The 13,317-nt window shown below is 64.3% G+C and carries 16 protein-coding genes; 2 read left to right on the forward strand and 14 right to left on the reverse strand.

Annotation, left to right across the window (positions count from 1 at the left end; genetic code table 11):
• From AC6H42_RS01340 to AC6H42_RS01375, 8 genes are all read right to left on the reverse strand, one after another.
• The coding region (locus AC6H42_RS01340) for a sulfate/molybdate ABC transporter ATP-binding protein (RefSeq protein WP_497547242.1) at positions 1 to 671 on the reverse strand (671 nt) is incomplete at its 3' end.
• A 14-nt stretch (positions 672 to 685) separates the two neighbouring features.
• On the reverse strand, positions 686 to 1,579 hold the full coding sequence (cysW, locus tag AC6H42_RS01345) for a sulfate ABC transporter permease subunit CysW (protein ID WP_057157474.1): 894 nt from the start codon (positions 1,577 to 1,579) through the stop codon (positions 686 to 688).
• On the reverse strand, positions 1,580 to 2,386 hold the full coding sequence (cysT, locus tag AC6H42_RS01350) for a sulfate ABC transporter permease subunit CysT (RefSeq protein ID WP_057157473.1): 807 nt from the start codon (positions 2,384 to 2,386) through the stop codon (positions 1,580 to 1,582).
• A 194-nt stretch (positions 2,387 to 2,580) separates the two neighbouring features.
• A complete protein-coding gene (locus AC6H42_RS01355; protein WP_057157472.1) occupies positions 2,581 to 3,354 on the reverse strand; it encodes a sulfite exporter TauE/SafE family protein in 774 nt (257 codons plus the stop codon).
• A 96-nt stretch (positions 3,355 to 3,450) separates the two neighbouring features.
• Positions 3,451 to 4,089 carry a peroxiredoxin gene (locus tag AC6H42_RS01360; RefSeq protein ID WP_057157471.1) on the reverse strand — a complete coding sequence of 213 codons (639 nt, stop codon included), beginning with the start codon at positions 4,087 to 4,089 and terminating at the stop codon, positions 3,451 to 3,453.
• A 9-nt stretch (positions 4,090 to 4,098) separates the two neighbouring features.
• A complete protein-coding gene (locus tag AC6H42_RS01365) occupies positions 4,099 to 4,677 on the reverse strand; it encodes an RBBP9/YdeN family alpha/beta hydrolase (protein ID WP_497547243.1) in 579 nt (192 codons plus the stop codon).
• A 25-nt stretch (positions 4,678 to 4,702) separates the two neighbouring features.
• On the reverse strand, positions 4,703 to 5,719 hold the full coding sequence (locus tag AC6H42_RS01370; RefSeq protein WP_057157469.1) for a sulfate ABC transporter substrate-binding protein: 1,017 nt from the start codon (positions 5,717 to 5,719) through the stop codon (positions 4,703 to 4,705).
• Positions 5,720 to 5,827: 108 nt separating this feature from the next.
• Positions 5,828 to 6,214, reverse strand: a complete 387-nt coding sequence (locus AC6H42_RS01375) for a diacylglycerol kinase (RefSeq protein ID WP_057157468.1) — start codon at positions 6,212 to 6,214, stop codon at positions 5,828 to 5,830.
• Between the two features lie 129 nt (positions 6,215 to 6,343).
• Here AC6H42_RS01375 and AC6H42_RS01380 point away from each other — a divergent pair, with 129 nt between their 5' ends.
• Positions 6,344 to 7,123, forward strand: coding sequence for an IclR family transcriptional regulator (locus AC6H42_RS01380; protein WP_057157467.1), 780 nt, complete (start codon positions 6,344 to 6,346; stop codon positions 7,121 to 7,123).
• Here the strand turns inward: AC6H42_RS01380 and AC6H42_RS01385 are convergent.
• From AC6H42_RS01385 to AC6H42_RS01395, 3 genes are all read right to left on the reverse strand, one after another.
• A complete protein-coding gene (locus AC6H42_RS01385; protein ID WP_082552101.1) occupies positions 7,105 to 8,283 on the reverse strand; it encodes a serine hydrolase in 1,179 nt (392 codons plus the stop codon). The genes AC6H42_RS01380 and AC6H42_RS01385 overlap by 19 nt on opposite strands.
• A 105-nt stretch (positions 8,284 to 8,388) precedes the next feature.
• On the reverse strand, positions 8,389 to 9,084 hold the full coding sequence (locus tag AC6H42_RS01390; protein WP_057157466.1) for a nitroreductase: 696 nt from the start codon (positions 9,082 to 9,084) through the stop codon (positions 8,389 to 8,391).
• 19 nt (positions 9,085 to 9,103) lie between these two features.
• Positions 9,104 to 9,973 (reverse strand): DMT family transporter, encoded by an 870-nt coding sequence (locus AC6H42_RS01395; RefSeq protein WP_057157465.1) that lies wholly within the window; start codon positions 9,971 to 9,973, stop codon positions 9,104 to 9,106.
• Positions 9,974 to 10,341: 368 nt separating this feature from the next.
• Here AC6H42_RS01395 and AC6H42_RS01400 point away from each other — a divergent pair, with 368 nt between their 5' ends.
• On the forward strand, positions 10,342 to 10,905 hold the full coding sequence (locus AC6H42_RS01400; protein ID WP_056393826.1) for a phasin family protein: 564 nt from the start codon (positions 10,342 to 10,344) through the stop codon (positions 10,903 to 10,905).
• Positions 10,906 to 10,987: 82 nt separating this feature from the next.
• Here the strand turns inward: AC6H42_RS01400 and AC6H42_RS01405 are convergent, their stop codons facing one another.
• From AC6H42_RS01405 to AC6H42_RS01415, 3 genes are all read right to left on the reverse strand, one after another.
• Positions 10,988 to 11,776 carry an alpha/beta fold hydrolase gene (locus AC6H42_RS01405; RefSeq protein WP_057157464.1) on the reverse strand — a complete coding sequence of 263 codons (789 nt, stop codon included), beginning with the start codon at positions 11,774 to 11,776 and terminating at the stop codon, positions 10,988 to 10,990.
• Entirely contained in the window at positions 11,773 to 12,828 is a 1,056-nt protein-coding gene (locus tag AC6H42_RS01410; protein ID WP_057157463.1) for a M14 family zinc carboxypeptidase, read from the reverse strand. Before AC6H42_RS01410 ends, AC6H42_RS01405 begins: the two co-directional genes overlap by 4 nt.
• Positions 12,829 to 12,923: 95 nt before the next feature.
• Positions 12,924 to 13,317 (reverse strand): ABC transporter ATP-binding protein (locus AC6H42_RS01415; protein ID WP_497547244.1); only part of this gene is annotated, 394 nt, incomplete at its 5' end.

Genomic DNA, 13,317 nt, shown 5'->3' on the forward strand with positions numbered 1-13,317 from the left:
ACCTGGTCCGGCGCGCCGATCTGCTCGACGTTACCCTTGTTCATCAGCACCACCTGGTCGGCCACTTCCAGCGCTTCCTCCTGGTCGTGGGTGACGAAGATGCTGGTCACGTGCAGCTCGTCGTGCAGGCGGCGCAGCCAGCGGCGCAGTTCCTTGCGCACTTTCGCGTCCAGCGCGCCGAACGGCTCGTCCAGCAGCAGCACGCGCGGCTCCACCGCCAGCGCACGCGCCAGGGCGATACGCTGGCGTTGGCCGCCGGACAGCTGCGGCGGATAGCGCTCGGCCAGCCAGTCCAGCTGCACCAGGCCAAGCAGGTCCATGACCTTCTTCTTGATCTGCGCTTCGGACGGGCGCTCGGCGCGCGACTTCACGCGCAGGCCGAAGGCCACGTTCTCGAACACCGTCATATGCTTGAACAGCGCGTAGTGCTGGAACACAAAGCCCACCTGGCGCTCGCGCACGTGGCGGTCCGACGCGTCCTTGCCGTCCAGCAGGACCTGGCCCGAATCCGGGTGCTCCAGGCCAGCGATGCAACGCAGCAGCGTGGTCTTGCCGCAGCCGGACGGGCCCAGCAATGCGGTCAGTTCGCCGGTGGGAAAGTCCAGCGACACATTGTTCAGCGCGGTGAAGTCGCCGAAGCGCTTGTTGATGTTTTTGACTGCGATCGTCATGGCTTGTACTCCGCTTAATGTTCGTTGTGCACGCCGGCATAGTCTTCATGCAGACGCCAGGCGATAAAGGATTTCAGGGCCAGGGTGACCAGCGCCAGCAGTGCCAGCAGCGAGGCCACGGCGAACGCGGCCGCAAAGTTGTATTCGTTGTAGAGGATCTCGACCTGCAGCGGCACCGTGTTGGTCTCGCCGCGGATGTGGCCGGACACCACCGACACCGCGCCGAACTCGCCCATGGCGCGCGCGTTGCACAGGATCACGCCGTACAGCAGGCCCCACTTGATGTTGGGCAGGGTCACGCGGAAGAAGGTCTGCCAGCCGGACGCGCCCAGCACGATGGCGGCCTCCTCCTCTTCGCTGCCCTGCGCCTGCATCAGCGGGATCAGCTCGCGCGCCACGAAGGGGAAGGTGACGAAGATGGTGGCCAGCACGATGCCCGGCACGGCGAACAGGATCTTGATGTCGTGCTCGGCCAGCCAGGGGCCGAACCAGCCCTGCGCGCCGAACAGCAGCACGTAGATCAGGCCGGAAATCACCGGCGACACCGAGAACGGCAGGTCGATCAGCGTCAGCAAAAAGCTCTTGCCGCGGAACTCGAATTTGGCGATGCACCAGGACGCGGCCACGCCGAACACCAGGTTCAGCGGCACGGCAATGGCGGCCGTGATCAGGGTCAGCTTGATGGCGGCGATGGCGTCGTCCTCGACAATGGCCGAGGCGTACACGTCCCAGCCCTTTTTCAGCGCTTCGGCGAACACGGCCACCAGCGGCACGAACAGGAACAGCGTCAAAAAGGTCAGCGCGACGGCGATCAGGACGCCGCGCACCCACAGCGGTTCCAGGATGTTCGGCGCCGAGGCCAGTTCGCCGCGGCGCGGCGCAGCGATAGGCGTGGTTGGAGCGTTCATTTATTTCCCCGACTTTCCGCGAGCCCAGGCTTGCAGCAGATTGATGGACAGCAGCAGCACGAAGGAGATCAGCAGCATCACCACGGCGATCGCGGTGGCGCCGGCGTAGTCGTACTGCTCCAGCTTGGTGATGATGAACAGCGGCGTAATTTCCGACACCATCGGCATGTTGCCGGCGATGAAGATCACCGAGCCGTACTCGCCGGTGGCGCGCGCGAAGGCCAGCGCGAAGCCGGTCATCAGCGACGGCAGCACGGTGGGGAACACCACGCGCACAAAGGTCTGCAGCGCGCTGGCGCCCAGGCTGGCGGCGGCCTCCTCCAGTTCGCGCTCGGCGTCCTCCAGCACCGGCTGCACCGTACGCACCACGAAGGGCAAGCCGATGAAGGTCAGCGCCACCACCACGCCCAGCGGCGTGAAGGCGACCTTCAGGCCCAGCGTGCCTTCCAGGAAGGTGCCGAACCAGCCGTTGGACGAGTACAGGGCCGTCAGCGTGATGCCGGCCACGGCGGTGGGCAGCGCGAACGGCAAATCCACCAGCGCGTCCACGATGCGCTTGCCGGGGAACTGGTAGCGCACCAGCACCCAGGCCACGATGAAGCCGAAGACGGCGTTGATGAAGGCGCCGATCAGCGAGGCGCCGAAGGTCAGCCGGTAGGAAGCCATCACGCGTTCGGAGGTGACCGCGCCCCAGAACTGGTCCCACGTCATGGTGAAGGTTTTCAGGAACACCGCCGACAGCGGGATCAGCACGATCAGCGACAGGTAGAAGATGGTGAAGCCCAGCGACAGCTTAAAGCCGGGCATCACCCGGAATGGGGCGCTCCTGGACTTGAACGTCACCGGCGCTGCGACCGGGATGGCGACTGCAGACATGAATACTCCTCTTATTACAATTCCGAGTTTAGGCCCGGATAATCGCATAGAGGAGTTATGAAGCAAACGACGCAATTGTCATTTGCTTAGATGTGAATTTGCCAGTGTGCTATCAAATTGGCAGGTCAGGCCAGCAGCTTCGCGGCAACCGCGGTCAGCGTGGCGGCCAGCAGGCCGCGCAGCACGCGCTCGGGCACGGCGCGCGCAAACCAGGAGCCGATGGTGATGCCGGGCACGGAACCGACCAGCAGGGTCAGCAGCAGCATCCAGTCGATCGAACCCAGCCACCAGTGGCCCACGGCGGCCACCGCGGTCAGCGGCACCGCATAGGCGATGTCGGTGCCTGCCACTTCCGCCGGGCTCAGGCGCGGATACATCAGCACCAGCAGCGTGGCGCCGATGGCGCCGGCGCCGATGGAGGAGACCGTGACGAGCACGCCCAGCACGGCGCCCGACACCACGGTGGCCGTGTCCAGCGCGCGGCCTTGCAGCTGGCGTTCGGGATGGGTGTTGATCCAGCCCAGCATCTTGCTGCGGAACAGGATGGCGACCACGGTCAGCAGCACCGAGCCGGCGATGGAGTAGCGGATGATCTGGCCGATTTCCTTGTCCAGCGAGCCGAACTGCTTGAGGGCGATGGCGGCGGCGACGGCGGCGGGCACGGCGCCCAGGCACAGCAGGCGCACGATGTCCCAGCGCACGGTGTTGCGCAGGCGGTGCGTGAAGGTGCCGGCACTCTTGGTCACGGCCGCGAAGGCCAGGTCGGTGCCGACCGCGACGGAAGGGGAAACGCCGAATAGCAGGGTCAGGATGGGCGTCATCAGCGAACCGCCGCCCACGCCAGTCATGCCGACCAGCAGGCCGACCCCAAAACCCGATGCAACAAACGACAAGTCCATAGATTCCCCTTAAGAAACGCAAGGGTATACAGACTTGTCGCGAATGCAAACAACGAAAATTCTATTTGCTTATGCGCCGAAGGGCGATTTATTGCATTACTTGTTCGGCTGCGGCGTTACCCGCAGGTAAGGACGCTCGGCTTTGAAGCCTTTCGGGTACTTTTGCTTGAGCACGTCCGGGTCTTGCACGGTCAACGGAATGATGACGTCGTCGCCATCTTTCCAGTTGCCGGGCGTGGCCACGGTGTAGCCGTCGGTCAGCTGCAGGGCGTCGATCACGCGCAGCACTTCGTCGAAGTTGCGGCCGGTGCTCATCGGGTAGGTGATGGACAGGCGGATCTTCTTGTTCGGGTCGATCACGAACAGCGTGCGCACGGTGGCCGTGGCGGACTGCTCGGGGTGGATCATGTCGTACAGGTTGGCGACCTTCTTGTCGGCGTCGGCGATGATGGGGAAGCCCACCACGGTCTTCTGCGTGTCTTCGATGTCCTTGATCCAGGCGGCATGCGATTCCACCGGATCGACCGACAGCGCGATGGCTTTCACGTTGCGCTTGTCGAATTCCGGCTTCAGCTTGGCGGTCAGGCCCAGTTCGGTGGTGCACACCGGGGTGAAATCGGCCGGGTGCGAGAACAGCACCACCCAGGAGTTGCCCGCCCATTCATGGAACTTGATCGGTCCGACGGAGGATTGCTGCTCGAAATCGGGGGCGGTGTCGCCCAAACGTAATGTCATAAAGGTCTCCTAGAAAATATTGACGATCTGTTCATTGTGCGCCTGTTCCGCCAACTTTTGCAAGTGGCGTTGGCCAGGCAGCCAGTCGCCCAGGCCGGACTCCGCGTTGATGTGCCCCAGCGCGCCGAGATTGATGAATTGGCTGCCCCAGCGCCGCGCCCACAGCGCCGCATGCCCGGCCGTCATCCACGGGTCGTTGCTGCTGGCTAGCACGATGGACGGGCACGGCAGGCGCTCCCGGGGCAGTTGCGCGGCCACGCCGAACTTGTCCGGATCCGCCGGCGCCACCAGCAGCAGGCCGGCCACCGGCGCCGCTCCAGCCGCGCCGGCCAGATGGCGCGCCACGCTGTGCACCGAAGCCAGCGTGCCGAAGCTGTGCGCCACGATCAGCGCCGGACGGCGGTCCTGCTGCCGCACCCGGCTGACACGGGCCGACCAGGCCGCCAGGTCCGGCTGGTCCCAATGGTCCTGCTCGATCCGCTCGAAGGACGGGTACAGGCGCTGCCAGCGGCTCTGCCAGTGCTCCGGTCCGCTGCCGTGCAGGCCGGGAGCGACCAGCACGCGAAACTTCGACAACACGCCCGCCATCGCCGCGCTCCTGGCCGGTCCGGGATTACTTGCTGCCCGGGGCGTAGATCTGGTCGAACACGCCGCCGTCAGCGAAGTGCACCTTTTGCGCGCTGCTCCAGTCGCCGGCCACCTGCGCCAGCGTGAACAGCTTCACGTTGGGGAACTGGGCCGCATACTTCCGGGCTTCCTTCTCCACGGTAGGACGGTAGTAGTTCTTGGCGATCAGTTCCTGCGCCTCGTCGGTGTAGAGGAAGTTCAGGTAGGCTTCCGCCACTTTGCGGGTGCCGCGCTTGTCGACCACTTTATCGACCACGGCCACCGGCGGCTCGGCCAGGATGCTGACCGACGGCGCCACGATTTCCACCTTGTTCGGGCCCAGCTCCTTGATTGCCAGCAGGGCTTCGTTTTCCCACGCGATCAGCACGTCGCCAATGCCGCGTTCGACGAAGGTGGTGGTGGCGCCGCGCGCACCGGAATCGAGCACCGGCACGTTCTTGTACAGTTTCTTCAGGAATTCCTTGGCGGTGGCGTCGCTGCCGCCCTGCTGGCGCAGCGCATAGCCGTAGGCGGCCAGGTGGTTCCAGCGCGCGCCGCCCGAGGTTTTCGGGTTCGGCGTGATGACGGCCACGCCCGGCTTGACCAGGTCGTTCCAGTCCTTGATGCCTTTGGGATTGCCCTTGCGTACCAGGAACACGATGGTGGAGCTGTACGGCGTGCTGTTGTGGCCCAGGCGCTTCTGCCAGTCCTTGTTCAGCAGGCTGCGCTCGGCGATGGCGTCGATGTCGTAGGCCAGCGCCAGGGTCACCACGTCCGCTTCCAGGCCGTCGATGACTGCGCGGCCCTGCTTGCCGGAGCCGCCGTGCGACTGCTTGATCTTGATGGTGTCGCCGGTCTTGGCCTTGTAGTCCTTGGCGAAGGCGGCGTTGACGTCCGCGTACAGCTCACGGGTTGGATCATAGGAGACGTTCAGCAGGCTGAACTCGGCGGCCAGCGCCGGAGCGAAGGTGGCAGCGGCAGCGGCAGCGAAAACAGTTGCAGCGATAATTTTTTTGGACAGCATCAGAATACCCCGTTGTAGTTAGGACCTCAGAAGCTGTAGGTTATCGTTGCTTTATATAAATGAGAACGAAGGTTTTAGCAGTTTTATATACGCGCAAGGCATAAGGGCTCACCAGAAGCGCTGCACCAGCACCACCGTCCAGGTCAGCGCCGCCAGCAGGCCGGCCAGCAGCACGGCCGCGCTGCCCAGGTCCTTGGCGTTCTTCGACAGCGGGTGGCGCTCCAGCGAAATACGGTCCACCACCGCTTCGATGGCGGAGTTGATCAGCTCCACGATCAGCATCAGCACCAGCGGCGCCACCAGCACCAGCTTCTGGAAGGCCGACACCGGCAGCAGCAGCGCCACCACCGTACCGGCCGCGAACAGCATCAGCTCCTGCCGGAACGCGTGCTCGTGGCGCCACGCCGTCTTCAGGCCGTCGAAGGAATACAACACTGCGGAGTAGATCCGTTTGATGCCGCTTTTGCTTTTGAATTCGCTAACTGGTTGTTCCATATGCCTGTCCGGGTTTGATACGCTGCGTCATTATGCCTTCGCCATAGGGAAAACGCGCGCCGGAATTCCCATTTTTTTCACATCATGGTATAAAGTAGAGACTAAATACTGCACTGCACCAACCACATCATGAAAATCGAATCCGTTCCGGAGCAAAAAACCACCATCCAGGTGATCGAGCGCATGGTTGCCCTGCTCGACGCGCTGGCCAAGTACCCGGACCCGGTGAGCCTGAAGGAACTGTCCAAGGTTTCCGGCCTGCACCCGTCCACCGCGCACCGCATCCTCAACGACATGGTGCTGACGCGCTTTGTCGACCGCATCGAACCGGGCACCTACCGCCTTGGCATGCGCCTGCTGGAACTGGGCAACGTGGTGAAGAGCCGCCTGTCCGTGCGCGAGGCAGCGCTGGACTTCATGCGCTCGCTGCACAAGAAGACCCAGCAGACCATCAACCTGTCGGTGCGCCAGGGCGACGAGATCGTCTACATCGACCGCGCCTTCTCGGAGCGCTCCGGCATGCAGGTGGTGCGCGCCATCGGCGGACGCGGCCCGCTGCACCTGACATCGACCGGCAAGCTGTTCCTGTCGGTGGACGAGCCGAAAGCCATCCGCGCCTATGCCACGCGCACCGGACTGGCCGGGCACAACAAGAATTCGATCACGGATCTGGCCAAGCTGGAGCGCGAGCTCAGCCTGGTGCGGGCGCGCGGCTATGCGCGCGACAATGAAGAACTGGAACTGGGTGTGCGCTGCATGGCGGCCGGCATCCGCGACGACAGCGGCAAGCTGATCGCCGGCCTGTCGATCTCGGCGCCGGCCGACCGCCTGCAGGAAGAATGGCTGGAAGACCTGGTCACCACGGCCAACCAGATTTCCGCCACCCTGGGTTACATGCCGGCGGAATAAGCAGGATTGCCGCCGCCGCTGACGTCGGCCGCGACGGCGGGGCTCATGCCGCCGCTGACGGTGCCGCCGCCGAGGTTGCCGCCACTGACCGTGCCGCCCCCCAGCACATCGGTCGACAAGCCGGCCGGTTTCAGCGCTTCCAGCCATTTACGCATGCGGCCCGCATCGGCGGCGCGCGCGGCGGAACCCTTGGCGTCGAGCAGCACCATGATCACGGCGCGGCCCTGGATCACCGCCTGCATCAGCATGCAGCGGCCCGCTTCGTTGATGAAGCCGGTTTTCTGCAAGCCGATTTCCCAGCCCGGCGTGGCGATCAGGCGGTTGGTGGTGCCGAACTGCATCGGACGGCCATTCGCCTCCACCACCGCCTTCGCGTCGGTGGAATACTCGCGCAGCACCGGATGCTGGTAAGCGGCCATGGCCAGCTTGGCCAGGTCGCGCGCGCTGGCCACGTTCATTTTCGACAGGCCGCTGGAATCCACATAGTGGGTGTCGGTCATGCCCAGCGCCTGGGCTTTGGCGTTCATCGCGTCGACGAAGGCCGGCAAGCCGCCCGGATAGTGGCGGCCCAGCGCGGACGCGGCGCGGTTCTCGGAACTCATCAGGGCAATGTGCAGCATGTTGGCGCGCGTCAGCTGCGCGCCCACGCGCAGGCGCGAGCTGCTGAACTTGGCGTGATCGACGTCCTCGTCGGTGACGGTCAGGATCTCGTTCATGTCCTGGTTGGCTTCCACCACCACCAGGCCGGTCATCATCTTGGTGATGGAGGCGATCGGCAGCGCCACGCCGGCATTCTTCTCAAACAGGATTTCCGAATTGGCCTGGTCCAGCACAAAGGCCACGTTCGATTTCAGGTCGAGCGGATCGCGCGTCAGGTGCAGGCCGGCCAGGTCGCCCATGGTCGGCCGCGCCAGGCCTTCGCCCACATTGGTCACCTTCTGGTAGACCACCTTGCGCTTGCCGTTGACCACCATCACGCGGCGCACGGTGCGCTCGCGCGGCACCGAGGCGCCCGCCTGCAGCACCATGGACTGGCGGCGCGGCGTGGCCTTGCTTTTCTTCACTGCGGGCTTGCGCGCGCTCTCCCCCGCATGGGCCGCCGACGCGGGCAAGGAGACGCACAGCAAGGCGAGTATCGCGCCCAAGGTAAATTTAACCATTTCAGTTCCCCAATGCAGTGAGACTATTCTTGTTGCAGTGTAGCAAAACCCCACAGCCGCGCAAGCGAAATCCATCCCGCATTGCACCGTAAAACCACAGCTTGTTCACGCTACAAATTTAACAAAATGCGCAGCCGGCTCGCGCTCGGTTATCAAACTATTCTCGATCCGGGCCGGGTCGGCATAGCCCAGCGACATGCCGCACACCACCATTTCATGGTCAGGCAAGTCCAGCACGTCGCGGATAATCCTGTGGTACTGGGTGAAGGCCGCCTGCGGACAGGTATCGAGTCCGCGCCCGCGCGCGGCCACCATGATGTTCTGCAGGAACATGCCATAGTCCAGCCAGGACCCCTGCTCCATCACGCGGTCTATCGTAAACATCAGCCCCACCGGGGCGTCGAAGAAAGCATAGTTGCGGCCGTGCTGGGCTGCCATGCCGGCCTTGTTGTCGCGGGTCAGTCCCAGCAGCGCGTACAGATCCCAGCCCACCTTGCGTCGCCGGTCGACATACGGCGACACCCACTCGCGCGGGTAATAGGCATACTCTTCAGTGTGTAATTTCGCCTGCTCTGGATCAGTATGTGCGGCCAATATGCGCTCGGACAATAGCTGTTTTTTCTCGCCGGTCAGCACATACACTTTCCACGGCTGGGTATTGGTGCCGGACGGCGCGCGCGCGGCCACCTGCAGCAGCTGTTCGATGTCTTCGCGCGCCACCGGCGTGGGCAGAAACGCGCGGATCGAGCGCCGGGACGTGATGGCGGCATCCACCGCCTGCTGGTCTGGAGTGGTGATCATGAGGCTCGCTTCCTAACACTTATTTCGGTTGCTTCACTACAAATACGACGCCCAGCACCGCCAGCGCCATCCCGGCCACGCCCAGCAAGCTGAACGCTTCGCCGAACATCAGCCAGGCCATCACGGCGGTGGTCGGCGGCGTCAGGTACAGCAAGCTGGTCACCTGGGTGGCGTCGCTGCGGCGTATCAGTGCGAACAGCAGGAAAATCGCGCCGATCGACAACGCCAGCACGGACCAGGCCAGCGCGCCGACGAAGCGCACAGTCCATTGTATGTCAGTAAAGCTTTCAAAATACAGCGCAAATGGCAGGACCACCACAAAAGATGCCGCGAACTGAATAATGGTGCCGGTGCGCAAGTCGAACTGCGGGCAGTGGCGGCGCTGGTACATGGTGCCAACGGTAATCGACAGCAGCGCGAACACGCATAGCAGCAAGGCTTGCCAGGACAGGCCCACCAGCGTGATCTTGGCGTACACCACCAGCGCCACGCCGCCCAGGCCGAACACCAGTCCCAGCCACTGGCGCGGCCGTACCGTCTCGCCGATCAGCGGCGCTGCCATGGCCGTGAGGATGGGCTGCATGCCCACGATCAGCGCGGTCAGCCCGGCCGGCATGCCCAGCTTGATGGCGCACCACACGCCGGCCAGGTAGCCTGCCTGCATCAGCAGTCCGGCCAGCGCCACTTCCTTGATCTTGCCGCGCGGCCAGGGTGCGCGCATCAGCAGCACCAGCGGCAGCAAGATGGCCAGCACGCCCAGGAAGCGCAGCAGCAGGAAGGTCAGCGGCGGCGCATACGGCAAGCCGAACTTGGCAACAATGAAGCCGGTGCTCCACAGGAACACGAAAAACAGTGGAATGGGTGACAGGAAAGAAGCGGATTTGGGCATATTGACTACCAAAAGTATCAGGCGCGCCCAGCCAGCGAGTGGATGTTGCACGGAAGCCATAGAGTCTAGCACGGCGCCGGCCTCGGCATCCGGGGGCGGGCCTCGTCCTGCTGCGGGTGCAGCAAAGTTGATCTACATCAATTCCATCGTTCCGCCCGGAAATACAGGGCAAACCGGCCCGAGTAGGTTCCTTTGTGCAACGCACAAAAATCGCTTGACTTAAATATTTAAGTCCGTAAAATCGGGTTTGTTGCGTTGCACAATTTGTTGTTCGGCCTGAAAGAATCGCGTCATCGTTTTACTGCAGGTAGCTTTCAGCAGCATCTAACGCTTACATCGCTTAAATCACTTCAAGACTGGAGATTTACATGTTTTCTATCCCTGAGCAATTTTCCAATGCGACCAAAGCCAACTTTGAGAGCCAATTCGCGATCTTCTCGTCGCTGACCGCCAAAGCCTTCGAAGGCGTGGAAAAGCTGGTCGACCTGAACCTGACCGCCGCCAAAGCCTCGCTGGAAGAGTCCTCGGTTGCCGCCAAGCAGCTGCTGTCGGCTAAGGATCCACAAGAATTCTTCTCGCTGGCTGCCGCCCAGGTTCAGCCAACCGCCGAGAAAACCATTGCCTACGGCCGTCATCTGGCAGCCATCGCTTCCGGCACCCAGGCTGAATTCAGCCGTGCCGCTGAAACGCAAATCGCCGAAACCAACCGCAAAGTAATCTCGCTGGTTGACGAAGTGAGCAAGAACGCACCAGCCGGTTCGGAAAACGCGATCGCCCTGCTGAAATCGACCCTGGGCAACGCCAGCGCCGGTTACGAGCAATTCACCAAGTCCGCCAAGCAAGCTGGCGAAGCCATCGAAACCAACCTGAACGCCGCCGTGAACCAGTTCGCCGCTGCCGCTTCCAAGGTTGCTCCGGCTGCCAAGAAGTAATGCATGAAGCGCCGGCCGCATAGGCCGGCTCCGCTCTGGTCTCCTCGGCATCCGTGGTGTCCTCTCTGGCGGATGTCCTTCATCAGCCCCGGCTCGTCCGGGGCTTTTTTTCGTCCTGCGCCGCCAGCCACTGCGCCACCTGCCGCGCCACCCACGGGCCGTCGTCCAGCGGCAGGTCGTGCCCCGCGTCCGGATGCACGCGGTAATCCGCCCCCCATGCCTGCGCCAGGCGCTGCGAACACCGTGGATCGACCAGGCCGTCGCGCGCGCCCGCCAGCACCAGCAGCGGCGCCGCGCCGCGGTGGCGCTGCGGGGCATGGAAGCGCGCCGCAGCCGTCAGCTGGCGCAGCGCGTTCAGGCGCGAGACGGGAAACTCGTTGTGATAGTCGATCCAGCGCTTGAGCAATTCGCTGTCGCGCGTGTCGCCGCCGTGGACCACGCTGGTGAGCCTGAGCGCCAGTTGCTCCTGGCGCCGCGCCCCGCCCAGCACCAGCTGCCGCACGATGGCCGGGTAGTTCTGCCAGCGCAAGCGCTGGTAAAAGCGGCTGAACGGCCGCATGCTGGTATTGAGCAGCACGCAGCGCGCCACCTCGTCCGGATAGCTGGCCTGCCACTGCACCGCCACCATCGCCCCCAGCGACAGCGCCAGCAAGTTGTACGGACCCTGCTTGCCGCGCGCGCGCAGGCCGGCGCGGCAAGCCTCCACCATGCCCTGCACCGACAGCGGGCTGCGCAGATGCCGGTTGGCGCCGTTGCCGGGCAGATCCGGCGTCACGATGTCGGCCTCAGGCAGCGCCGCGCGGAACTGGTCCGGGAACTCGCCCCAGTGCCGGCTCTCGCGCATCAGCCCGCGCAGGAATACCCAGTTCATGCCGCCGCTCCCAGCCCGTACCAGCGCGCCAGCGCGCGCTTGCGCTGATGCAGCCGCGCCGGCGCGTCCGGCAGCCAGCGCGCATGCGCATTGGCCGCCCGCATCAAGAACTCGAACCACACCAGGTGGCTGCGCAGCACGCGCTGCAGGCGGTGCGCGGCGGTCGGATTGAAGGCGCCCAGGCGGGAAAACAGCTGGCGCGGATTCTTCTTCACCCACAGCCACGAGCCCATCTCCAGCGTCAGCGGCAGGAATACCCTGTCATGCCCCTCGGCCTCGCCGCTGCGCGCGCCGCCGCGCTCGAACCTCAGGTAGAGGTGGTCCCACAAGTCGCCATGGGTGCGGTATTGCAGGCTCTGCGGCTCGAAGGTGTAGTTGTGGTGCGGATAGCTGGCCGTAAACAGCTCCTCCAGCGCCGCGATCTCGGGCAGGTGCGCGATCGGCGTGCGGGTGTGCGCATGCGGAAACCAGATGCGGTCGCGCAGGCCGAAGCCGGAATGGCAATCCAGGCTCAGGCTGAACTGGCGCGGCAGCAGTTCGCGCTCCACCACCTCGCACACGGCGCGGCTCTCGGCTTCCATGGGCGCGCCGAACGCGCCCCGGTACCACGGCAGCATGGGCGTGGCACGCTGCCCGCCCAGCAGGAAAGGCACGCGCTCGCTGGCCTGCACCGGCGAGTTGCGCATCAGGTCGACGCCTTGCGGATTGCAGCGCGTGGCCTGCCACATGCCGCCCGGATTCACCAGCGGCATGAACACCAGGCGCACGCTCTGCAGCAAGTGGTGCAGGCCGTGGTCCCAGCGCGAACGCGCCACCAGGCTTTGAAGAAAGGAAAGGAGAACCTGGGTGCCGATGCGCTCCAGGCCGTGGATGCCGCCGAAGAAACCCAGTGCCGGCGCGGCCGGGTCGCTGCTGCCCATGGTCAGCAGATAGACCGGGAACTGCTGGCTGTCTGCCGCCACCGTGCAGGCCACGCTGGCCTTCAGCAAGTCCCCGCCATCCTCGATCAGCTGTTCCAGTGTAAGCAGTTCAGGCAGCGACTTGAGACTCATGCGGGCGGCTCCGTAGCGGGGAGCCACCAGTGTAAATCATAACGGGGCCAGGGTTAATTTTCCGTCACGGCAAAATGAACCCTGACCCCATTTTGCTATTCGCCAAGGTAGGCGGCTTTCACCCTCGGATCGTCCAGCATATCGCTGGCGTTGCCGGTCATGGTGATGAGGCCGGAGTCCATCACGTAGCCGCGGTGCGCCGCCTGCAGCGCCAGCTTGGCGTTCTGCTCGACCAGCAGGATGGTGATGCCCTCCTTCGAGACGTTGCGGATCACTTCGAAGATCTTGTCGACCATGATGGGCGACAGGCCCATCGACGGCTCGTCCAGCAGCAGCAGCGTCGGGTGGCACATCAGCGCGCGCGCCATGGCCAGCATCTGCTGCTCGCCGCCCGACAGGGTGCCGGCCAGCTGCGCCGAGCGCTCTTTCAGGCGCGGGAAGATGTCGAACCACTTGGCGATGTCGGCCTCGATGCCGGCCTTGTCGTCG

The sequence above is a fragment of the Massilia sp. NBRC 108631 genome (assembly GCF_059704565.1).